Source organism: Roseibium sp. JB4-4 (assembly GCF_055693425.1).
Map to the genome: position 1 here is coordinate 101,180 of NZ_CM146333.1, position 22,093 is coordinate 123,272.

Annotated in this window: 20 protein-coding genes and 1 pseudogene; 13 read left to right on the forward strand and 8 right to left on the reverse strand. The window is 54.9% G+C overall.

Going from position 1 to position 22,093, the window contains the following annotated elements; translation table 11 throughout:
- Window positions 1-72 precede the first annotated feature (72 nt).
- Window positions 73-1,005: a formyltransferase family protein gene (locus ACZ1HV_RS00590; protein WP_472717001.1), complete on the reverse strand. Its 933-nt coding sequence runs from the start codon at window positions 1,003-1,005 to the stop codon at window positions 73-75.
- A 166-nt stretch (window positions 1,006-1,171) separates the two neighbouring features.
- On the opposite strand from ACZ1HV_RS00590, the gene ACZ1HV_RS00595 reads away from it, so the two are divergent.
- The 3 genes from ACZ1HV_RS00595 to ACZ1HV_RS00605 all read left to right on the forward strand — a co-directional run bounded on the left by ACZ1HV_RS00595 (window position 1,172) and on the right by ACZ1HV_RS00605 (window position 3,051).
- Window positions 1,172-1,876 (forward strand): AzlC family ABC transporter permease, encoded by a 705-nt coding sequence (locus ACZ1HV_RS00595; RefSeq protein WP_472717002.1) that lies wholly within the window; start codon window positions 1,172-1,174, stop codon window positions 1,874-1,876.
- A 67-nt stretch (window positions 1,877-1,943) separates the two neighbouring features.
- Complete coding sequence (locus ACZ1HV_RS00600) at window positions 1,944-2,303, forward strand: AzlD domain-containing protein (RefSeq protein ID WP_472717003.1); 360 nt, start codon at window positions 1,944-1,946, stop codon at window positions 2,301-2,303.
- Window positions 2,304-2,400: 97 nt separating this feature from the next.
- Window positions 2,401-3,051, forward strand: coding sequence for a glutathione S-transferase family protein (locus tag ACZ1HV_RS00605; protein ID WP_298961827.1), 651 nt, complete (start codon window positions 2,401-2,403; stop codon window positions 3,049-3,051).
- Between the two features lie 29 nt (window positions 3,052-3,080).
- Here the strand turns inward: ACZ1HV_RS00605 and ACZ1HV_RS00610 are convergent, their stop codons facing one another.
- From ACZ1HV_RS00610 to ACZ1HV_RS00625, 4 genes are all read right to left on the reverse strand, one after another.
- Window positions 3,081-3,446 (reverse strand): hypothetical protein, encoded by a 366-nt coding sequence (locus ACZ1HV_RS00610; protein WP_298820374.1) that lies wholly within the window; start codon window positions 3,444-3,446, stop codon window positions 3,081-3,083.
- Between the two features lie 167 nt (window positions 3,447-3,613).
- A complete protein-coding gene (locus ACZ1HV_RS00615) occupies window positions 3,614-4,042 on the reverse strand; it encodes an HIT family protein (protein WP_298820375.1) in 429 nt (142 codons plus the stop codon).
- A 175-nt stretch (window positions 4,043-4,217) separates the two neighbouring features.
- Complete coding sequence (locus tag ACZ1HV_RS00620) at window positions 4,218-7,631, reverse strand: acyl-[ACP]--phospholipid O-acyltransferase (RefSeq protein ID WP_298961818.1); 3,414 nt, start codon at window positions 7,629-7,631, stop codon at window positions 4,218-4,220.
- 53 nt (window positions 7,632-7,684) lie between these two features.
- Complete coding sequence (locus ACZ1HV_RS00625; protein WP_472717004.1) at window positions 7,685-7,849, reverse strand: hypothetical protein; 165 nt, start codon at window positions 7,847-7,849, stop codon at window positions 7,685-7,687.
- Window positions 7,850-7,956: 107 nt separating this feature from the next.
- Between ACZ1HV_RS00625 and ACZ1HV_RS00630 the strand changes: the two genes are divergently transcribed.
- Window positions 7,957-8,547 carry a TetR/AcrR family transcriptional regulator gene (locus tag ACZ1HV_RS00630; RefSeq protein ID WP_298820379.1) on the forward strand — a complete coding sequence of 197 codons (591 nt, stop codon included), beginning with the start codon at window positions 7,957-7,959 and terminating at the stop codon, window positions 8,545-8,547.
- A 20-nt stretch (window positions 8,548-8,567) separates the two neighbouring features.
- On the opposite strand, the pseudogene ACZ1HV_RS00635 reads toward ACZ1HV_RS00630, so the two are convergent.
- A pseudogene (locus tag ACZ1HV_RS00635) lies at window positions 8,568-10,048 on the reverse strand (protein adenylyltransferase SelO).
- Window positions 10,049-10,271: 223 nt separating this feature from the next.
- Here ACZ1HV_RS00635 and ACZ1HV_RS00640 point away from each other — a divergent pair.
- The 6 genes from ACZ1HV_RS00640 to ACZ1HV_RS00665 all read left to right on the forward strand — a co-directional run bounded on the left by ACZ1HV_RS00640 (window position 10,272) and on the right by ACZ1HV_RS00665 (window position 14,708).
- Entirely contained in the window at window positions 10,272-10,814 is a 543-nt protein-coding gene (locus ACZ1HV_RS00640; protein ID WP_298961809.1) for a tetratricopeptide repeat protein, read from the forward strand.
- A gap of 134 nt (window positions 10,815-10,948) precedes the next feature.
- Window positions 10,949-11,392: a DUF4399 domain-containing protein gene (locus ACZ1HV_RS00645; RefSeq protein WP_472717005.1), complete on the forward strand. Its 444-nt coding sequence runs from the start codon at window positions 10,949-10,951 to the stop codon at window positions 11,390-11,392.
- 52 nt (window positions 11,393-11,444) lie between these two features.
- Window positions 11,445-11,963: an RNA polymerase sigma factor gene (locus ACZ1HV_RS00650; protein ID WP_298820387.1), complete on the forward strand. Its 519-nt coding sequence runs from the start codon at window positions 11,445-11,447 to the stop codon at window positions 11,961-11,963.
- Window positions 11,960-12,703, forward strand: coding sequence for a hypothetical protein (locus tag ACZ1HV_RS00655; protein ID WP_472717006.1), 744 nt, complete (start codon window positions 11,960-11,962; stop codon window positions 12,701-12,703). The genes ACZ1HV_RS00650 and ACZ1HV_RS00655 overlap by 4 nt, the downstream gene beginning before the upstream one ends.
- 158 nt (window positions 12,704-12,861) lie before the next feature.
- A complete protein-coding gene (locus tag ACZ1HV_RS00660) occupies window positions 12,862-13,668 on the forward strand; it encodes a UDP-2,3-diacylglucosamine diphosphatase (protein ID WP_472718382.1) in 807 nt (268 codons plus the stop codon).
- Window positions 13,665-14,708 carry a glycosyltransferase family 4 protein gene (locus tag ACZ1HV_RS00665; protein WP_472717007.1) on the forward strand — a complete coding sequence of 348 codons (1,044 nt, stop codon included), beginning with the start codon at window positions 13,665-13,667 and terminating at the stop codon, window positions 14,706-14,708. Before ACZ1HV_RS00660 ends, ACZ1HV_RS00665 begins: the two co-directional genes overlap by 4 nt.
- A 26-nt stretch (window positions 14,709-14,734) precedes the next feature.
- On the opposite strand, the gene ACZ1HV_RS00670 is transcribed toward ACZ1HV_RS00665, so the two are convergent.
- Window positions 14,735-16,264, reverse strand: a complete 1,530-nt coding sequence (locus ACZ1HV_RS00670) for a B12-binding domain-containing radical SAM protein (protein WP_472717008.1) — start codon at window positions 16,262-16,264, stop codon at window positions 14,735-14,737.
- On the opposite strand from ACZ1HV_RS00670, the gene ACZ1HV_RS00675 reads away from it, so the two are divergent.
- On the forward strand, window positions 16,263-17,546 hold the full coding sequence (locus ACZ1HV_RS00675) for a cyclic nucleotide-binding domain-containing protein (RefSeq protein WP_472717009.1): 1,284 nt from the start codon (window positions 16,263-16,265) through the stop codon (window positions 17,544-17,546). The two genes, ACZ1HV_RS00670 and ACZ1HV_RS00675, sit on opposite strands and share 2 nt — an antisense overlap.
- A 156-nt stretch (window positions 17,547-17,702) precedes the next feature.
- Here the strand turns inward: ACZ1HV_RS00675 and ACZ1HV_RS00680 are convergent, their stop codons facing one another.
- Window positions 17,703-18,632, reverse strand: coding sequence for an SDR family oxidoreductase (locus ACZ1HV_RS00680; protein WP_472717010.1), 930 nt, complete (start codon window positions 18,630-18,632; stop codon window positions 17,703-17,705).
- A gap of 173 nt (window positions 18,633-18,805) precedes the next feature.
- Between ACZ1HV_RS00680 and ACZ1HV_RS00685 the strand changes: the two genes are divergently transcribed.
- On the forward strand, window positions 18,806-19,696 hold the full coding sequence (locus ACZ1HV_RS00685; RefSeq protein WP_472717011.1) for an AraC family transcriptional regulator: 891 nt from the start codon (window positions 18,806-18,808) through the stop codon (window positions 19,694-19,696).
- Between the two features lie 279 nt (window positions 19,697-19,975).
- A complete protein-coding gene (locus tag ACZ1HV_RS00690) occupies window positions 19,976-21,985 on the forward strand; it encodes a S9 family peptidase (RefSeq protein ID WP_472717012.1) in 2,010 nt (669 codons plus the stop codon).
- The last annotated feature ends 108 nt before the right edge of the window (window positions 21,986-22,093 follow it).

Here is a 22,093-nt window from a genome sequence, read left to right on the forward strand (position 1 = left end):
AACTGCTGGGGCTCTCTTTTTGACCAAAGGCCATCGAACTCAAGATGCACGGCGTGTTGGATGCTGCGCTGGTCAGACTTCGGCAAACAAAGTCGGATCTGGGAACACAACATCCGGAAAGTCAGCGATCGGCTTCATCATGCGCGCCTTGATTTCCGGCGTGAAGCGCTGCTCAAAGTTGATTGATCTCATAGGCTTTGTCTGCCCGTGCGCATGCCATTCGATGAGGCATTTGACTGTGTGATAAACTAGGTGGTCGAGCCCGTCCGTGAGTTTGCTGTAAAAATCTATAGGATCGTCCGGAAACTCTCCGTCGCTTCGACGAATGTTGATTGGAGGAGAGGTGCCAATAATGTGCCCGGCATCGATTTCCTCGTTCATCAAATGGACCGTCCAACGTGTCGTGTGTGCATTTCGTTGTTTTACATCTTCATGTGGCGCTGGACCGGCACCGTGTCCGCTGGCGAGGTCAGACGGGTGAAAGTTGTAGACACCGAGGTTCGGTATGCGCAGGAAAGGTTTGTCGATCAACTGGCCGAAGCCGCAGCACAGAACCGCATCGGGCTTCAGGTCTCGCAGTGTTTCACGAAACCAGTCTTGTTTTATGTCGCCGGTATAAACAGGTATACCTGCTGTCAGGGCGGTTTTGATCGTAGCTCTCTCAAGCTCGCGTTGCAGGTCTTGAGGATATAGGTGCCAAATGCGCTTGCGTGCACTGATTCTGGCATCCTGGTTTAGTGGGTCATCCGTCAAAAGGCATGAAATGTGCAGCTGTGCTGGAAAATGGCGCGCATAGGTCAGCAGTGTCTTGAGCGTCAGAAAACCGACTGGCAAGCTTGCGATTACGGCGATGCGCAGAGTGTCGTTAAACGGATGCGGCCTTGGATCAACGCTGGGTTCAATCAACTCTCCCCATCTGATTGATGCGTCGTTGTAAACGTGGTCGGCGAGACGCAACCCTTTTAGCCACCGATTTAACCAGAAGTCTTTTGAGAGGTCTGACATCAAGCTCAGTCCAGACAAAGTAATTTGCCAATTGTTGAACCAGAGAAATTGCTTGTCAGGAACATGTCAATATCGAACAGAGCCGGTTGTGGCGGCGCGTTGACATTTCGCAGGAAGAGGATCAGAAAATAAGGTCTCCTTACGAATTTCGTTTTGGTCTACGTTCATGTCCTCGCCAAACGGCGCTTCTGAAAAACAGTCTGAGCAAAGTGAAGCCATATCCTCGAGGAAATGGTTTGCCCGTGGTGCGCGTGCAGCAATCTCCATACCTGCGTTCATATTGACGGCAGCATTTGTCGGATATGCCGGACTGGCCCGCGAGACGGGCCTCACATTGCTGGAAACCCTTGCAATGACTGGTTTTATCTGGGCGTTGCCATCTGTGGTGGTTTTGACCGGCGCCCTGTCTTCCGGCATGGGTATTGTCCCGGCAGGCATTGCCGTGGCGCTTGCTTCCGTTCGGCTGATGCCGATGACAATGGCGCTGATGCCGATCATCAAAGTCCAAGGTAAAACCAAGAACTGGCAGCTTCTGATCGCATCACACTTCGTTGCGGTCACGGCCTGGGTCTATGCCATGAAACACCTGCCGGAACTCCCAAGAGAGGCGAGACTGCCTTTCTTCGTTGGCTTCGGCAGCTCGATTTCCACCTTTGTCTTTGTGTTGACGGGCATTGCCTATTTGCTGGTCGAGCGGCTTCCGGACGTTGTGGCCGGGGCCTTGTTTTTATTGACGCCAGTCTACTTTCTGTGCTCGCTCTGGGGCGCTGCAAGATTGAACGCAGACAAGGCGGCCATGGTGGCCGGTCTGGTGCTCGGTCCGGTTTTTTCATATCCCTGCCAGGGCTTGATCTTCTTTGGACCGGATTGATGGGTGGCACGTTGGCGTATCTGGCCACACGTTTCTGGCGACGGGGACTGTCGTGATGGACGGTCTCATGAGCAGCGGAGCTTATGCGGATACCTGGTGGTGGCCTTTTCTCATGATCCTGGTCGCAGGTTGGCTTGCAACGGACGTGTGGCGCTGGCTCGGTGTTTTCGCCGGCGGACGATTGCGTGAAGATGGTGAGCTTCTGATTTGGGTGAGGTGTGTCGCGACGGCGCTCGTTGCCGGGCTCATCTCCAAACTGATCCTTTTTCCGCAAGGTATTCTCGCTGAGACTCCGATGTGGCTGCGCCTCGCGGCAACAGTTTTCGGCTTTACCGCCTTTCTCATTTCCCGTCATCGCGTGGTCGTGGGAGTTCTGGTGGCAGAGGCTTTTCTGCTCGTGGGGTGGACAGCACTCGATCTTTTCTAGCTACCGGTTTCGCACACTTTTTTGCTGTAGCTGCTCATGGAGCTTGATACCATAGGTTGGGCACACTCCGTGTTTCAGCAAGAAGGAGAACACCGGAATGGCCGACCAAGTGGAACTCTTCTATGCACCACAAACCCGGGCGACCGGGGTGCGTGTGCTCCTTGAGGAACTGGGCGCACCTTACAAGCTGAATGTTCTGAACTTCAAACTTGGTGAGAACCGCCAGCCCAGTTATCTGGCAGTGAATCCATCCGGCAAAGTCCCTGCTTTGCGCAGTGGTGACGCAGTGATCACAGAACAGGTTGCGATCTACATCTATGCGGCCGATCTGTTTCCGGAGAAGGGATTAACTCCGGCGCTGGATGATCGGCGCCGTGGTCCTTACTTAAGATGGTTCGTTCACATGGCTTCCTGTTTTGAGCCCGCCCTGGTGGACCGCGCACTCAAACGGGAAGAGCCGCCACAGGTCATGTCACCCTATGGCAGTTTCGATACGGTGATGGAGAACATGAGGGCGCAGCTCGCGAAAGGCCCATATGTGCTTGGCGAACGCATGACAGCGGTCGATGTGCTTTGGGCTGTGGGACTGCGCTGGGGAATGATGTTCGGTATTGTTCCTGAATTTGATGAATTCAAAGACTTCACGCAACGCTATTTCGAGCGTCCCGCACCCGTCAAGGTGCTTCAGGAGGATCAGAACCTCGCTAAAGAACAGGAAGATGCAGCGGTCCAGGCGGGCTTGGACTGATCGATGCCTGATTGGCAGAAACGAATTCGCTAATACATTTCCGGGTTGATTTCCAATGGTTCGACTTTTCTGATCCACTCTTTCCTGATGTGAGGGATCAACGTCTGGATGGAACCTGGTGATTGATCGTCTAGTTGCCCGTTCACACAAAGCCAGGAGCCGTCATCCTCGATCTGTCCCGTCTCTATGGATTGAAATAGAAGTTCGCACCAATGGCCATAGGAAGAACGTAGGAGCTGGTTCTCCGGGACAACCAGCTCCAACGTCACGTATTCAAATTCGTTGAACTCGTGCTCTGAGAGGAGGCTTGCCGCCAGCAACTCAAGATCGTCCTCCCGGGATTCAAAGGTCCAGACTGGTGGTGTCCGGCCGTCGCACAAGCCATGTTCTTTCATGTGCTTGGCTGCATACTCGTAGGCTAGCCTGTATTGGGGCGGCGTTTGAATTCCGGTCCAGGAGGGTACATAGGTACCATCCCTGTTGAGAAGAGGCAGAACTTCAGTGCGCTGAAAGGTGAAAAGGCGGGCAAAACCCGTTGAAGCCCCGTTGGCTGAGTGGGCAATCAGGAGAGCGCTGCCCTGATTTTCTCCGCCTGAGCAGCAAGAACGTCATTGTCCGCCATATCGCCGGTGTGGGGTCGTAAGGAGACGCCTTCGAAACGCGGGATTACGTGGACATGTGTGTGAAAGACTACTTGACCGCCTGCGGGTTCGGAAAATTGCTGGATTGTGGTTCCATCCGCACCAAATGCCTTGATCACAATGCGCGCCATTTTCTGAACCGTTGCCATGACAGCGTTCAGGTCTTCTTCTGCGATGTCGAAAATGTTGCGTGACGGGCTCTTCGGGATCACCAGAATATGGCCGTCACCACGGGGCATGATGTCCATGATCACCAGCGTCTTATCGTCCTCATAGACCTTGTGACTTGGCAATTCACCTCGAAGGATCTTTGCAAAGACGTTTTGATCGTCATAAGCGGGTGTGGACATGGCAATCTCATTCCTCAAATCGACAACAGCGCTCCGAACCTGGAGCAGACAGCTGCGAGACTAGTCGTTTGAACCGGATCGGAGCAAGGGCGAAATGATTTGAGTTTCCAGGAAGTAAGCGCGAACTTCCGGTAGGTCGGCAAGCATCCCGCCGTTTGACGGGATGCTGTATCGATCAGGCGGCCTTGGATGCGTTTGAACCGTCTGCAACGAGCTTTGAAACACCGGCAAAATCCAGTTTGCCTGACCCCAGAACCGGAACTCTCGATACCACACGAACTTCCGCCGGTATCATCAGATCCTGAGCTCCGTTTGACTTGGCAACTTCGATAAAAGCGGACCTAGTTGCGTCGGGGTTTTCGGTCACCAATATCAGCTTCTCTCCTTTGCGGGGATCCTTGATTGCTGCAACAGCCGACAGATGATCCGGCCAGATCTTTCCAGCCAGCGCTTCAACGGCGGCGAGAGAGACCATTTCACCGCCAATCTTGGCAAAGCGTTTTGCGCGTCCTTTGATGGTAATGAAACCGTCCTGATCGATGTCGACGATGTCTCCGGTGTCGTGCCATCCATCGACGAGCGGTTCGATCACGCCGGGGTTGTCAGATCTCAGATATCCAACCATCACGTTTGGGCCCGATACGAGCAGGCGCCCACCACTTTCAACACCTGGTACTGGCTCAAGCCTTGCAGTCATGCCCGGCATCAGCTTGCCAACCGTGCCCGGTTTGTTGAACATGGGCGTGTTGATCGCAATGACAGGTGCGGTTTCCGTAACACCATAGCCCTCCAGAACGCGCAAGCCGAAGCGCTCAAGATAGGTCTCGCGTGTCGATGGCTTGACTGGCTCCGCACCTGCAAAGCAATAGCGCAGCGAACGGAAGTCATAGGCGTGGGCAGTCCGGGCATAACCGTTCAGGAAGGTATCGGTCCCAAAGAGGATCGTTGCGTTTGAGCCGTAGATAAGCTCCGGAATGATGCGGTAGTGCAGGGGAGACGGGTAAAGATATGCCGGTACTCCCGAGATCAACGGCAGAATTGTGCCGGCGGTCAGGCCGAATGAGTGAAACATCGGCAAGACATTGAAAACCTTGTCGGACGGGGTGAAATCAATCCTGGCGGCAGCCTGTGTCGCATTGGCCAGAATGTTTCTGTGCGTCAGCACCACGCCCTTCGGTTCTCCTTCCGAACCGGATGTGAACAGAATAACGGCTGTATCGTTGGCGTGCCGTGTGACCACAGGACGGGTCTTCGTGACGAGACCTCTGACTTTGTCGAGGAGCGTGATCTCTTTCCTGACTTCGTCAAGCCAGATGAAGCGGACATGAGGAGAGAGCTGCTCAACGAGGTTTTCCAATCTCGCCTGAGTAACAAAAGTGCGCGAACAAAGAATGGTTTTGACGTTTGCTGTCCGGCACGCCGACAAAACGTTGCTCGGTCCAGCGGTGAAATTGATCATTGCCGGGACCTTGCCGGCCGATTGAGCAGCAAGAAAGGTCACGGCCGAACCGTTGGCATTTGGCAACATGATCCCGACTGTGGTCTCGCCTCGTGTCAGCTTTGCAATCTTTCGCGCCAGAACGGAAACGCCCGTCAGGAGTTTGCCGTAGCTGAGCTTGCCGCTCAGCGGATCCTCGACGGCAAGTTGAGAATATCCGCGCTCTCTGGCGGTTTCGATGACCCGGTCAAGGATCGTGCTGTCTTGCGACAGACTGGTTTCGAACATTAGACCTGACATCACCTGATAGAGTTCAGCACCTGCCGCTGCACGGCGTTTGCGGCCCTTCAGGTCTTCGGACAGTTCAAGGCGTTTCGGTTCCATGATCGTCACCTTCACTTTCGGAAACAGTCGTTTGCGGATCTGGTCGGGTTTCAGATAGGAGAAAGGAGTTTTCTCAAGGCCTTCTATGCGGATGGGCACAATCATCGCCCCCGTCTTGTCGGCTACCATTGCGGCTCCGTCGTAAACCTTCATCAGGGAGCCGGTGACCGTCAGGCGGCCTTCCGGAAAGATCACAAGTGGCTCGCCTGACTGAACGGTTCTGATCAGCGCCCGTGTCGCCATCGGTTTTGACGGGTTGATCGGCAATGCGTTGGCTAGCCGCAAGAAGGGCCGCACCCACCAGCGCTTGGCGATGTCGTAGTCGATAGCGAATGTTGGGGTCTTGTCGCTCAGGGTCAATGCAAGGCCGGCGTCGAGAAGGCTGACGTGATTGAGGGCAAGAACGGGAGCCGGCCCTGCTTTTTCAAGGTTCTCGAGGCCGGAAATCTCCACACGAAATACTGAACGATAGAGTATCGAAACCGCATCCCGCATCGGGTTGGTCGGCAGGAACATCAGCATAGCAATTGCGGCGAACAAGTTGAGCGCAGACAGGGAAAGAAGGATCGTCGGCACAGAGGCGCCAAAATACTGCGCACCGGCAAGCGTCAGGCCGCCAAGCGTCATGATCGCCGCGCCCAGCGCATTGGTACCTGCAATTCTGCGTGCCCGGCAGTCCGGATCAGACCAGGTCTGCAGTGCGGTGAAAGTTGGAACCGCAAGGAATGCTCCAGAGATGGCAAGGCCTGCCATATCAATGGACAGGCGCAAGACGCCTTCGCGAGCAATGAATTCGCCCAGTGTTGCGGCCGGCAGCGAATGAGACACTCCGTTCAAGGTAAGTGCCGTATCCAGGCAAAAAACAGCCAACAGGAGTGTGCCGACCGGAACCGGCAGCAGCACGACGCGTCCGGCAAGCAGCCAGGCGGCGATGGCTGAACCAATTCCGATGGAAACTGCAAATACGGCCAGAAAATAGGTGACCGCAACTTCACCGCCACCAAGCAAAGATTTTACCATCAGCGGCAGGATGGCCAGGATCAAGGCACCGATCAGCCAGAACCAGGCATTCATAAGTGCGACGCGGATAAGACGCTTGTCAGCGACAAGGTCTGCAAGGACACGCCAGGTAGACGTGGCAACGTTCCAGTCGATCTTGAGATCGGGAGCTGCTGCCGGTGTTGATGGTATCAGGCGGCTCAAACCATAACAGGCTACGGCCAATGCGATCATGACCGGTGCGAACAACATGACGGGCGCACCCGTTGCGAAGACAAGACCGGCCGATATGGTTCCGCCGAGAATGGCCAGAAAGGTTCCAGCTTCTATCCAGGCGTTTGCTCGTGGCAGCTCGGTTGCTGGAAGGTGATCCGGCAAAAGCCCGTACTTGACGGGGCTGAAGAGGGCGGACATTGCCCCGAAAACGAAGAGAGCTGAAAACAGGATCGGAAGAGAGCTCAGGGCCATGCCTGTGACGGCAAGTCCTGCGCCGCCAATTTCCACCAGCTTGGTGATGCGGGCGATCCTGGACTTGTCATATCGGTCGGCCAGTTCACCGCCAATTGCGGAGAACGCCAGAAACGGAGCGATGAAGACTGCGCCGGCCAAGGCAATCAGGGCACCCGAGTTGCCTGCAGACGAACCGGCGACATTGAACAGGATCAGAAACACGAGTGCGTTTTTTAGGAAGTTGTCGTTGAACGCTGCAACGAACTGGGTCCAAAAGAGCGGCGCAAACCGCCGGGAAGTCATCAATGGCTTTTGCATTATCTTCTCCTGCGGGGCGGCTGTTTGCGGCACCCCACTTGAACGAATGTTGGTTAGGATTGCTCGGGCTGATTGATGTTGATCAGCAGTTTTTCGGATTTTGCGTGTTCCAGCCGGTTGCGCAATTTTGCGGCTTCTTCGCGGTTGTTCAGGGTCAGAGCGACCTGAGCACTTGCCGTGAAGAGTGCTCTCATTTGCAATATTAGCGCCTCAAACATGCTGCCTCCATAAAAGTGAACATTGTTCATTATTTGACAAAGCCACAGAGACTCGGTTAAGTCAAGAAGAAAATGAACTAAGTTCACTTTTGCGGAGAAAACTCACAGTGGCCGGATTGCAAAAAGCAAAGAGCGAAGAAACGCATCGCCGCGTTTTGGAAGCTGCCATCAGCGCCGTCGAGGCTGGCGGCCTGGATGCTGTGAACATAAGGAAGATCGCCGCGGAAGCAGGCTATTCGGTTGGCTCGGTTTACAAACACTATGCCGATCAGGACGAACTCCTGCTCGCGGTCAATTCCGTTACGCTCGGACGCATTCGAGAGAGGATGTCGGAAGCGCTCGAGGGCTCGGTTGATCCGATGTTTCAAATGAAGGTTCTGGCGCAGACCTACCTCGATTTTGCGCGTGAGAACCGAAATCTATGGACGACGCTTTTTGCGCACCGGCTGCCGGAGGGCAAAGCGGTTCCGGAAGAGCATATTCTTGAAAACATCGCACTGCTGGAATTCATCGCTGTCCCGCTCAAGGCACTTAATCCGGAGCTTGAAGGCGATGTTCTTGCGGCAAGAACCCGTACCTGCTTCGCTGCAGTTCACGGGCTCGTCACCATCGGTCTGGAAGCTCGATTTGTCGGCCTCAGTGGAGAAGAGATGGACCGCGAGATGATGTATCTGGTTGAGCGCGTTTCTGGGATGTAATTTCTTCAGCGCTCATGAGACTACGTACCGCAAAATGTCTGGTAAGGACCAAAGTCCTCAGGTGCAGGCAACGCATTGGCTTCAAATCCCGGACGCTCCTCAAATGGTCTTGAGAGAAGGTCAAGCAACAGCTCAACCTGGTCATAGTTGCCGCTTTCGGCTGCCGAGAGAGCCGCTTCGACCATGTGGTTGCGAGCAATATAGATAGGATTGACCGCATTCATCCGGTCCTTGAGGCCGGCAGTTTGCGCGTCCTCCAACTGTAATCGCCTCAGCCATTTGTTGTGCCATGTGACAAACGCGCCGGTGTTTTCAAAAAGTGCCGCCGCTGGATCTGCCTTCCCCTCGGCGGTCTCGGCGAGCCGGCGGAAGAACACAGTGTAGTCGACGGATTGGTCTTTCATCAGGCTTAGCAGTTCTTCAATCAGGTCCTGATCGTCTTCCGCGTCCTTTACCAACCCAAGCTTTGACCGCATGCCTGAAAGCCATAATTTTCCGTAGATGTCCGGAAAGCGAGCGAGTTCGTCGGCTGCAAGCGTGACGGCCTTGTCGAGGTCATCGGGCTCAATCAGCGCCAGAATCGCCTCTGCCAGCCGGGCGAGGTTCCACTGGGCAATGACTGGTTGCCTTCCAAAGGCGTAGCGGCCGCCGTGGTCAATGGAACTGAACACCGCAGCGGGATCATAGGCATCGATAAAAGCGCATGGGCCGTAGTCGATGGTCTCACCGGAAATGGTGGTGTTGTCTGTGTTCATGACCCCATGCACGAATCCGACCAGAACCCAGTGCGCGATCAGGCTGGCTTGCCGTTCTACGACACGCCGGAAAAGCTTCAGGTACTTGTCCTCTGCATCCCTCAGATCCGGATCGTGTCGGGATATTGCATAGTCTGCGAGCTGACGAACCTTTTCGGTTTCGCCTCTTGCGGCAAAATACTGAAACGTGCCGACGCGCAAATGGCTGGCGGCAACGCGTGTTAAAACAGCGCCGGGTTTGGGACCATCGCGGAATATTGTTTCGCCTGTGGTTACGGCTGCAAGAGCGCGCGTCGTTGGAATGGCGAGTGCGTGCATTGCTTCGCCCATGATGTATTCTCTCAATACCGGGCCAATGACCGCCTTGCCGTCCCCCCGCGCGAGAAGGGTGTCGGGCCGGAGCCTTTCAACTGCATGTCCCGTCTTCTGCCTTCTCGGTCGACCAGTTCGCCCAGAAGCAGTGCGCGGCCGTCACCAAGTTGAGGAGAAAAGCCCCCAAACTGATGGCCTGCATAAACCTGAGCCAACGGGCTTGCGCCTTCGGGACTGTCGGCTCCCGCAAATATCGCGGCACCCGTAGGGCCCTTGAGCTCGTTGGGGCTGAGGCCGAGTTCGGTTGCCAGACGGTCATTGAACAAAACCAGCTTGGGTGAGGGGACCTGGGCTCCTTTCCAGGCTACGTAAAACCCTTCAAGTTCGCGGGCATAAGAGTTGTCAAAGTGGAAAAGCGGTGGTTTTGCAGTCATGATTGCCTGTTGATCAAGAAACGGCGGAAACTCTGAAACAAGCATATAGGCAAGGTGAGAGCGATTCCGAGAGCAGAGATCGAATGATCTGAGCCATTCAGCAAAATGACGCAAGGAACACAAGTCGGCCTGTGCTTTTGGCCAGGAGATGCCAAGGGAAACAAGGCTGGCGTTGTTGCCGGGTTCTTGCAAGGCGTTATATCGATAAAGCCTGGAGTATGAAATGAAGAAGCTTGCTGCCATCGCAATTGCCTTGACCACGATTGCAAATCCTGCATTTGCGGTCTTGCCTGAAGACGAAGAGAAGCCTCCGAAACCGACGCCGACTTCAACAAAATGTCCTGACGGGACTGCCTGGGACGAAGGGTCTGAAAGCTGCGCCGAGATGAAAGCAAGTCTCTTCAGCGACCTCGATCGGTTCAGGGCAGCGCGTGAATTGGCTTACGCAGGCAGACTTGAGAGCGCTCAAAGAGCACTGGATGCAATGACCGATCAGTCCGACGCAAGGGTGCTGACATATCGGGGATTTATCGCCCGCAAGACCGGAGACTGGAACAGCGCCAAGTCATACTATGCTGCTGCACTTGTTGCGGACCCGAACAATCTGCTTGCGCGCTCCTACTATGGAATGGGACTTGCAAAACGCGGCGACATTGAAGGCGCGCGTCAGCAACTGAAAGAGATAAGAGCCAGAGGCGGGCGGGAAACCTGGCCCGAAAGGGCTTTGCTCCTGTCGCTTCACTCGGGCGGCCTGAGCGCTTACTGATTGCACCGGACCGTCCAATTCAGGTTGCTCAGATTCACGATATCGTAAAGCCCTCAAACTTTTTTCTGAAGCACAATGAATAATTTCGATCGTCGTGTGTCTACGTGATGTAAATTTTCAAAGGGAGAAGCGCCATGAAGACTGTTTTTGCATCCGCTGCCATTGCCTTGAGCCTGGCTTGCACCCAAGCCCTTGCAGGAGAAACCCCGTCCAGTCCGGACGCGAAGGTTTATTTTGTAAACATTGAAGACGGCGCCACGATAGAGGGTCCTGTCAAAGTTGTGTTCGGATTGTCGGGCATGGGTATTGCGCCGGCCGGCATCGAAAAAGACAACACCGGTCACCATCATCTGCTGATCAACAGAGCACCGATTGGTCAGGGTGAAGATGGCGAAGACGAGTTCGTCTACAACATTCCAGCCGATGAGAACCATATTCACTATGGCGGTGGTCAGACTGAAACGGTGCTGGAACTCGCGCCGGGCGAACATACATTGCAACTCGTGCTTGGCGACCTCAATCACATTCCGCACAATCCTCCGGTCTATTCTGATGTCATCAAGATTACCGTAGAGTAGGGATCACCGACCTGCCGGCGGTCTCCAAACCGCCGGCGTGTTGGGAGAGCGGATGAAGCCAAAAGAAGTCAGGGACTTGTTGCCAAATGCACTGCCATCAATCTGGCGGTTTGCATTGAGTCTGACCGGTGACGTCGACATGACGAACGACCTTGCGCAGTCGACCTGTTTGCGTGCGGTGGAAAAGGCAGATCAGTTTCGATTTTCCGGAAGTTTCGAAGGCTGGTGTTTGCAAATCTGTCGTTCGATCTGGCTGAATGAATTGCGCAGTCGAGCGACACGGCAAGACAAGGTCTTTGCAACGATCGACGCGGATCTGATTCCTGATATTGCTCCGGGCGTTGAACACAATCTTTTCGCCAAGGAAATCATCGAGCGGGTGATGGCGCTGCCGGACGCTCAGCGCAGTGCGGTGGAATTGGTCTTTGTACAGGAATTCACCTATTCGGAAGCCGCGACGATCCTGGATGTTCCGATCGGCACGATCATGAGCCGTTTGCACGCCGCGCGCAAAGCCCTGAAAAAGTTCACGCAAACGCCGAGTTTTGATCAAAGGAAGGAGAAGCGATGACCTATTCAGATCAGGAATTGCTGGCCTTTCTGGATGGCCGGCTAGATGAAAAACGTTCTGCCGAGATCGAGCAAACCATGCGCATCGATCAGGATCTGGAGGCGCGTGTGATGGATCTGGACCCTGTCGCCACACCGGTTCGAAATGCCATGAAGGCTGTTCCTGGCGATCATGTTCTACTGGACTTGAAGCGATCTGCTCCCTTTACACTCCAGGCGAAGGCAAGCTCGTTGCAATGGTCCAGGTTGGCAGCTGTGCTCTTATTGGGCGTGCTTCTGGGAAGTGGCGTGATGTGGTTCGGCGGGCCGGCCCCTGAAGACTGGAGAAGCCGCATTGCGCAATACCAGTCACTTTATGTCGCCGAAACGGTGCGGCTCACCACCGCGTCTGCTGAAACGCTCAAACGACAACTCGATGCGGCTGTCGATACGCTCGGCCGCCCGTTGGAGCGGCAAGGCCTTGATGCACCTGCTTCGCTCAGTCTGGCACGCGTTCAGGTGCTTGGCCTTGACGAAGAACCCTTGATCCAGATTGTCTATCAGGCCGACGATGGACGACCGTTTGCGCTTTGCATTACGACGGGCACCGGGGCCGGCAGTCCGGATGTTGCCTCGTCTGAAATCCTTCATGGTCTGGCGACAACCGCCTGGCACGACGGATCCTTTCGCTACATCCTTGTGGGCGGGAAAGACTTGACCGAAACGGAACAGCTTGCGCTGCAGCTAAAGGCCTTTCTTTGATCGGGAAAGTCCCGTTTTTAGCCGCGCGATGAAGGCAGTATTTGGAAACACCCATTAATCTTCGATCGAGATGTTCGCTGCTGGGTTGCATGCTTTTCGTTTCGGGAAAATAATCCTGATGTCCTTTAGAATCGGGAGCATTTGTCATTCACGAAACGATCAAATCCGGCAATGGTCACGTCAGACACCTCAGGTCACTTTTTCTATCCGATATTCATTTAGGCACGCGCGGTTGCCAGGCAGAGTTGCTTCTCGACTTTCTAAATCACCACGATGCCCAGAGGATCTACCTGGTCGGTGATATTATCGACGGTTGGCGTCTTCGGAAAAAGCGCTTCTGGCCTGCGTCTCATCAAGAGGTCATGAACCAGATCCTGGAGCGCGGTCGCCGCGGTGTTGAACTCACTTACATTCCTGGAAATCATGATGAGTTTCTGAGAAAGCACACCAGAACCAGATTTGGCTGCATTCGGTTTGCCGACAGCGTAGAGCACCTGACAGCTGAGGGGCGACGATACCTGGTCATTCATGGCGACCAGTTCGATGTTGTCATGCAAAACGCCAAGTGGCTCGCATTTCTTGGAGATCGCTTTTATGCCACCGCTTTGGCGCTCAACACTTGGCTGAACATCATCAGGCACCGGCTGGGCTTGAACTATTGGTCGCTTGGGTCATTCGCGAAGCAGCATGTGAAGCAATTCGTCAATTTTATCGGCCAATTCGAAGACACTATTTTTGCCGAGATAGACAAAAGAGAGCTCGACGGCATCATTTGCGGTCATATCCATCATGCAGCGGACCGGGAGGTGAACGGTATTCACTATCTCAACACGGGTGATTGGGTAGAGAGCTGCACTGCGATTGGTGAAAACTTGGATGGATCGCTCGAGGTCATCCGGTGGCAAGGTGCTGAACAGATCTTTGCCCGGGCAGCCAAAGACACAGAGACGAATGTTGCTGCATGAAATCCGTGCTTTTTGTAACCGATGCTTGGTATCCGCAAATCAATGGTGTTGTCAGAACACTTGAATACACGGCACGCGAACTGGAACGACGCGGGGTGCGCGTCGAGTTCATGACCCCGCAGGGGTTTCGAACAGTGCCATGCCCGACCTATCCGGAAATTCGCCTTTCGCTGACAACAAGAGGCAGCGTTCGAAAAATGCTGAACGATGTTGGTTGCGATCATGTGCATATCGCGACGGAAGGGCCTCTTGGGTTGCTGGCCGCAAGCGCATGCAAACGCGAAAAACTGCCTTTTACGACAAGCTATCACACACGTTTTCCTGAATATGTAGCTGCCAGATTGCCGTTGCCGACCGCACCCTTTTATGCCTGGTTTCGCCGGTTCCACAATTCAGGGTCAGGCTGCATGGTCGCCACATCGCTTCTGGAAGACAGCCTGCGAAAGCGGAAATTCAAGAACCTGATGCGTTGGGCACGCGGCGTGGATACGGACCTGTTCAAGCCCTACGACGGCTCGATTTTTCCGGCGGAGTTGCCGCGGCCCATTTTCTTGAATATCGGACGAGTGGCAGTCGAAAAGAATATCAAGGCATTTCTGGACCTTGAGCTGCCCGGCTCAAAGGTTGTGGTTGGCGACGGCCCTCAGTTGGCAAGCCTCAAGAAGGCCTACCCGCAGGTTTTATTCACCGGCACGAAGAATGGTGAGGACCTTGCAAGACACTACGCGAGCGCGGATGTCTTTGTCTTTCCATCCAAGACGGACACATTCGGTCTCGTTCTTCTGGAAGCCCTGGCATGTGGCACACCCGTTGCCGCCTATCCCGTGATGGGGCCTCTTGACGTGATTGGAAACAGTGGTGTCGGGGTTCTATCCGACGATTTGAAAGAGGCCGCACTCGATGCACTCAAGGTCCCGCGGGAGAACTGTCGACGAGCCGCGCTTGAGCAGAGCTGGTCGAAATGCACCGAGCAGCTGTTGGCGAATATAGAGACCGCAGAAAAAGTCCATTCGGCAGCCCGATCCGGGAGAGCTGCCTGATATTCCATGAGCTGGCGTTTCTGATATCAAACTGCGAGCGAAGAGGGCGCGATGCGGGCCGATTGGAATTGATCCGTCAGCACGCCGTTTTCGTCTGTCACCTTCAGTGGTTCAAAATCATTTTTGAAGCGACTTGGAAGACGATGTTGAGGCCGGTAAGCCGATCTGAGCTTATCTGTCATGGCACAGTAGGTCAGCGAAGGCTCTTTGAAGGATTGATACATCTGGCGTGGGCTGCCGATGCCTGCGTTCCAGCCGAAGCGGTGTAATGGCCGGACGGCAGCAAGTATCGTCTGTTCAAGATCAAAGTGCTTACGCCAATGCCAGGCATGCCCGAAAGTGTGGCGTGTCAGAGCTTTTTTACGTCCTCGAAATTTCAAAAGGTCCCTGAGAAAAGGCACGACTTTTTCAATGGGCTCTTTTGGCCACTCGACAAGTTTTTGACCGTCCATATCACTGAGTAGGACATTCGGCATCAAGCGGCCTTCGCGCGCAGCCTTGTCGAAATATGGGGTTCCTGCAATCGGGATGGTCATCGACAAAAGACCGGGAAGTGGTACCCGGTGGTCCGACAGGAGGCCGGACAACTGGTCGTCGACTTCGGCGACAGTCTGCTGTGCAAAGTCGATGATCATGCCGTAGTCGAAGAAGATACCATTTTCCGCACAGGCTTGGGTCAAGGTAAGCGGATCGGAGGAAAGGCTTTGCTTCTTGTTGAAGGTCCGTAGAAGCGCCGGATCCAAAGTCTCGACACCTGAAAATATGCCCTTGCAGCCATTTTCAGCCAAAAGCTTGAGATTTTCGGGGCGTTTGAAAAAGTCCCCGGTAACCAGTGCACCCCATCCTCGAAATTGTCCCCGACGCCATCTCTCGCCGATCTTCTTTACCCGCCACTCAAAGCTGCCACGGTTGTTGCCATAGAAATTGTTGTCGAGGACCATGACACAGACAGCCTTGCCAATTGCATCAAGCTGACTGTCGATCGAGTGCTCGGAATGAGCTGTATATGCGCGACCCTCTCCGGAAAGAGAGCAAAAGGAACAGGCAAAATTGCAATTCTTTGTTGTTTCCAGATAGGCGATGCCCATGCTCGGCGATGTCAGGTCAAATCTGGGAGCGGCCGCGTCTGAAACATGATCTCTGGAAAGCACGGTTTCGATGACAGAGGCAACTTCTTCGACATCTCCCTGGCAGGTATAGTCAAATACCTCGTCGCAGATTGCAGGAAGTGCTCGCGCAATCGGGCCGCCAATCACGCCGACCACGCTCGGATTGAAATGCCTGCAATAAGCCAATAGTTGCCGCGCTCTGTCGAAGGCTGCCGTCAGGCCTGTGAAGACCACCATATCCGGCCATTCGAACTGACGCCGTTCGAGAAGTGCGCCGTGATACACTTCGTCCCACACGCGAACCTCGGCGAGAGCGGGGTTGAAGTAACCCGCAAGGTAGTAGGGCGCCATCGCCCGTGGCACGAACAGGCGTGTCGGCGTTGCCGATCTCCACGGGTCGAAGTAAGCATTGACGATCAGAATTCGGCTCTTGCGGCCCGCTTTCATGCTGTCTCCGATTGTCGCACTTCTGGCTTGTATTGGTCTTGTGGCAAGTTTGAGCGAAAGCCTTGCACATCGGCGTGGAATAGTCTTCCCACTCAAAGGACAAGTAGCATTTTATGAACATCTTGATGCTAACGATCCGGTTCAAAATGATCTGTTTTCACCCGTAAACGCAGCCGACCGCCATTTCATGGAAATGATCGAACACTTCAGGAAACACGATGCTTTTGCGCATCTGAACGACTCCATACTTGAGAGCATCTGTTCGGTCTCGAAGGCAATCGATGTTCCTGAGCATCAGTTCATTGTGCGGGAGGGCGAGGAGACCTCTGATCTTTATCTGCTGATTGAGGGGGAGGCGCGCGCCGTCAGGCGAGACCCGGGTGGTGGAGACATCAAACTGAACATCATCAGGACCGGTGAATGCGTCGGTGAACTGGCCTTCCTGGACGGGGCGCCCAGATCTGCCTCGGTTGTTGCGGAAACGCCTTGCCAACTCATCAAGATACCAGTCGATGCCTTAAGAGCCTTGCCTGACGGCGCGATGGTCACGGGAGAGTTGAAGGGCGCGCTGGCTGGTGTCGTCGTAAAACGGGCACGTAGCTTGAGTGACGAAATGCTGTCCGCGCTGCGAGAACAACTCGCAGCCAAGACCCTGCAGAACCAGTTCGGTTATTTCCTAGTTTTCACCATTGCGCTGTTTTTGATCTCGACTTCGCTCTTCTATCTCGTCGCCGAGCGTTACGTGAAGGATGTCTATGATCCCGGATTCTCCTGGCAAACGATCCTGCTGTTCGCGATTCCCTGCCTGATCATCATCAAGGCCATGAAGATACCGCCGGCTCAACTCGGGTTGCGCCGGGAGGGATTGGCAAAATCACTTGCGCAGTCGTTCGGTATCTGCCTGGTTCTGTCGATCCCTATCGGAATATACCTGATCTTCTTCAAGCAGGCAGAAGCGCCAACGGCAGGCGGCGTCAAGGTCGATCTGCTTTTTCTGACGCAATACCTGTTTCACACCGTGTTTCAGGAAATCGGATCAAGGGGCCTGATGCAGGGGCTCTTCCAGAAGTTCCTGGCCGATACCAAGGGCCACAGGGCAGTCCTGCTGACCAGTACGATATTTGCTTCGCTTCACCTGACTTTCGGCGTTGATGCTGTCGTCATAACCTTCTTTGCCAGCATCATTTTCGGCTATGTCTATCTCTATCAGAAGAACCTCGCTGGCGTGATCCTGATGCACTATTGGTTCGGCGTTCTGGCCGCACTGATGGTCGCAATCTGAGGTCTGCTGCAAAAATTCCTGGCAGAAAACAAACTGGAATACACTTTTGATGCGAACGCGGAAGGTTCGTCTACATTCCACAATGACCGTGGTGACCAAGAAAGCTTTGGCTTAAGCGGCAGATTGTTTGTCGCAGGGACCAGAGCGTCCAGCTGCCTAAGGCGTCCAGCTCAAAGCGGTCTTCTGCTCGGAGAGCGTCCAAAGCTTGGCAGCCTGGTCCGGTTCCAGAGCGAATGCCTCCAGGGCGCACTCGCCGACAGGTCCGACCATTTCAAACCTGGTCGGGCCGTAATATTTTTCGGCTTCCAGACCTTTCTCCGTGGCGCACATGACTTCGGGCCAGGAGCCTCGCGCGGCAGATTGCGCAAATGCCAGCAGCAGAGTGGCAAGAATGCGGGTCTTCAGGTCGGCCGTGTCCCGGATCAAACCGGTCCTTGATGCACCCGGGTGACAAACGTGGACCTGAACGGTCTTGCCGGCTTTCTGCACCCTGCGTTGAAGTTCATAGGCAAAAACCATTTGCGCCAGCTTGCTTTGAGCGTAGGCGTTCCATGCCGAATAGTTGTTGTCAAAGTTCAGATCCTCGAAACGAATGCGTTTGTCGCCCATCTTGTAGCCATTGCTTCCGACGACAACGATCCGTCCTGACGTTTCCTCGATACGTTCAAAGAGCAGTCCACACAGAAGGAAATGGCCGTAGTGGTTCACGCCGAGCTGGCTTTCGAAGCCGTCCACGGTGAGTTGCTGCGTGGCGATCTGCGCGATGGCGGCGTTGCAAATGAGGGCATCTATTTGGGGGACGGTTTCCAGAAGCTCTGCTGCAGCGTCCCGAACGCTTGCCAGTACAGCAAGGTCCATACGAACAAAACTGACGTCGGTTTGCGGCCCGAACTCTTGTTTCAAACTTTCGATCGCGACGGCTGACTTCTCAGCGCTGCGGTTCATCATCACCACACGTGCGCCTTTGGAGATTAGTATCCGCGCCGCCTCGAAACCTGCACCCCCGTTTGCCCCTGTAATGACGTAGGTTTTTCCTTTCAGGGAGCCGAGACGTTCCGGCGTCCATCCTCTTGGTCCAAATCTCATTTTCAACTCGCATTTCTTCCTGCGATGGCAGGGCATTTCGAGAAGTGTTTCCACCAACTTGAAATAAGAGATAACTCTCTTGTATGAGCTGAAACAGGCGAATTGATCGCAATTTTTTGCCTGATTGTATCAACCGTATTGTAAGTCTAGGCCTCTCGAGGCAGGTTGAAGGCATGAGCAAAGATCTGATCAGGCAAATTATCGACCGCCGATTGCCGGTTGCCGGAATGGCTGAGACCGGGGTCCGGGGTGTGCAGCTCTTTCGCGTCACCGAACCGGTGGCCTGTGCGCCTGCGGTTTATGAACCGACTGTTGTCGCCATCGTGAGCGGGACCAAGGAGGCCATTCTTGATGGTCAGCACTATGTCTACGATCGTGACCGGTATCTTTGTTGCCCCATGTCGATGCCGGTCGAGGCGGGCACGCCAACTGCCGGTCCGGACAACCCGCTCCTCGGTGTCATAATTTCCCTCGATACGCGCGCAATGACCGAGCTGTCTATCGAGCTGGAAAGTGCTGCGCCACTCCGCAGATCTGCAAGTGACACGCCCCAGGCAGGTCTGACATTGGCGCGGTGGGATGCTTCCTTTACCGACGCCTTGCACAGGCTCGTGCAACTTGGTGATGACCCCACAGCTACGGCAGTCCTTGGAGAGTGCCGGCTGCGAGAGGTCTACTATGCTGTCTTGAAGGGAGATGCCAGCGTCTCCGCGCGCCGTGCCTTTGGCATCGGCAACGAGATTGCCCGAACTATCCAGTTCCTGTCAGCGCACTTGAATGAACCGGTCACCATCGACGACATGGCGGCGCAAGCGGGCATGAGCCGGGCCGTGTTCCATCGCAAGTTCAAACAAGCGACCACACTGTCACCGATCCAATTCGCAAAATCCATGCGATTGAACCACGCTGCGATGAAGATCGCAGGCGGGATGAATGTGAGCGAAGCGGCCTGGGAAGTCGGTTACGTCAGTTCCTCGCAATTCAGCCGGGAGTTCAAACGCATGTATGGCCAGTCTCCCAAACGCTGGAGCCAAAAGGCACAACTCCCGGAGGGTGTGCTCTAGCAGGCAGCAATGCTTTTTCGCTGCGGGTTGAGGCTTGCTCTCTATTCCAGACCATCAAAACGGCGGTGGCAAATGACCGGTATGCGGACTAGATGCCAATTCGCTGCGGTAGCGCCAATGGCTCCTTTCCAGGACAGCCGCAGTCAAAAAGACCATTTATAAGAGCTTTGAGCGTCCCAGCTTTGACGCGCCGCATTGCGGCGTGTTAGCTATCGCGTGACGACGGTTTGACCGAAATATGGCGGCAGACCCGTGGAAATTGCGCACGGGAAACATCTTATGGCTAAATTGAAACATATTGGTCTGGGAGTGCTTGCCGGTTGGTTTCTGACGTTGCCAGTACTGGCGCAGGAGGGCTGGACGCCAGAGCGTAGTCTCACGGTCAAGCACCTGTCGGATGTCTCCTTCACCCCCGACGGTACCGGACTGCTCTTCGGAATCCAGAGCATCGACCTCGATAACGACCAGTATCTGACCGAATATGTGATCTCCGATCTGAACGGCGCCTCCGTCCGAACGCTTTTGCCTGCGTCGCCGGATAACTCTTGGCCGCAATGGTCGCCCGATGGGGCCCTGGTTGCCTATCTGTCCTCGGCCTCCGGGGTCAGCAACATATGGGTCATCCCAGCAGAGGGCGGCACCGGGCAGGCTCTCACCGACCAGACGACTGATGTACAGAGCTTCAAATGGGCACCTGACGGCAATGCCATCGCCTTCGTCATAGAAGATCCCAGCTATGTGCCGCCGCCGTTGAACAATGCTGACGACTATGCCAAGAACCAGCTTTGGATGGTGCGCCTCTCCGATGGTGCTCCGGACGGCGCTGCGATAAATCTGACCCCAGATGCCGACTTCTCCATCAGCGGCTGGACGGGCAACTGGACCTATGATTGGGCGCCGGATGGCTCGGCCATAGTCTTTGCCCATCAAGAACGCCCCGGGCTAGACTACATGACTGAAGCGCGCCTCTCCATCACCGAGGTCGCGACACAAACCGTGACTCCGATGGCGCTGGACAACGATCATTGGCAATACTTCCCGCGCTGGTCCCCGGACGGTAAATACATCGCCTTCCTGAACGCGCCGGGCGAGTTTATGTGGTCCTTCCTCTGGGACATCAAACTCTTGCCCGTCGAAGGCGGTGATCTGGTCGAGCTGGCACGGACCAAAAATCGGCTGCCTTTCATCTGGCAATGGGCAGCGGACAGTCAGAGTGTCTACTACCTCGAAAACGACCGGGTGAGCTATTCCTTCTATGAGATGCCCATTGATGGCAGCGACTTCACCAAGATCTTTGGCGCGCCCGAGGACATCGATGCCCCTGGCCTGAACACATATCTTACGTCGCCCTACATCCATGTCAGCCCGGACAATACCCAACTGGCCTATATCGGCCAAACCTCTAGCACGCCACCCGCGATCTATCTCAGCGACGTGGATGATTTCTCGCCGGAAAAAATCAGCACTGCCAACGATCCCTATCTGGAGGTGCCGCTTGGGACATCGGAACTTATTCAGTGGACATCGCTGGACGGCACCGAGGTTGAGGCCATCCTGAGCTATCCGCCGGACTACCAAGAGGGGCAGAGTTACCCGATGGTCGTGCAGATCCACGGCGGGCCGAATGCGGTCGATTTCAACGAATATCTGCCTGTGATTAAGTACTTCGCTACTGCGAATTACACTGCGGCGGGCTACGTCGTGCTTCGGGTGAACTATCGCGGTACCCTCGGCTATGGGCGCGCGTTCCGCGAGGATTTGATCGGCAATTTCGGCGGTCCAGACTACGAGGATATTATGACCGGGCTCGACCATGTCGTCGATCTGGGCATAGCCGATCCCGATCAGCTGTTTGTGGTCGGGCAGAGCAATGGTGGTACCCTGACGAACTGGATCGTGACCAAGACCGAACGCTTCAAATCCGCCTGCTCGATCGCGGGAGAGACGGATTATATCAGCCTCGAAGGCACCAACGGCTTTTTCCAGACCAGCTGGTATCTGGGCGGCAGTTTTATCGACAACCTGCAGATGTTCATCGAACGCTCGCCGATCTTTCATGTCAAGAACGTGACAACCCCGATCCTGATCCAGGGCGGGCTTTTGGACGACAACGTGCCCTATACTCAGCTTGAGGAGTTCTACCGCGCGCTCAAACGCGCAGGTGCCGAGGCCCATCTTGTCGGCTATCCCGGCGCGACTCACGAAAGCTACACGCCGAAGCAATACCTTCAGCTTCTGCGTTCCTGCCTTGACTGGACGAACAGCCACCGTGCAGCCGAGGCGAACTAAGACAGGGTACGGGCCGGCCTGCACACGCTCGCGCGACGCTAAAGTGTAAGTGAGATGCGGAAGACGACCGCACCAACGGTCTTGGGTCTGCTGTAAGAAGTCGACCTT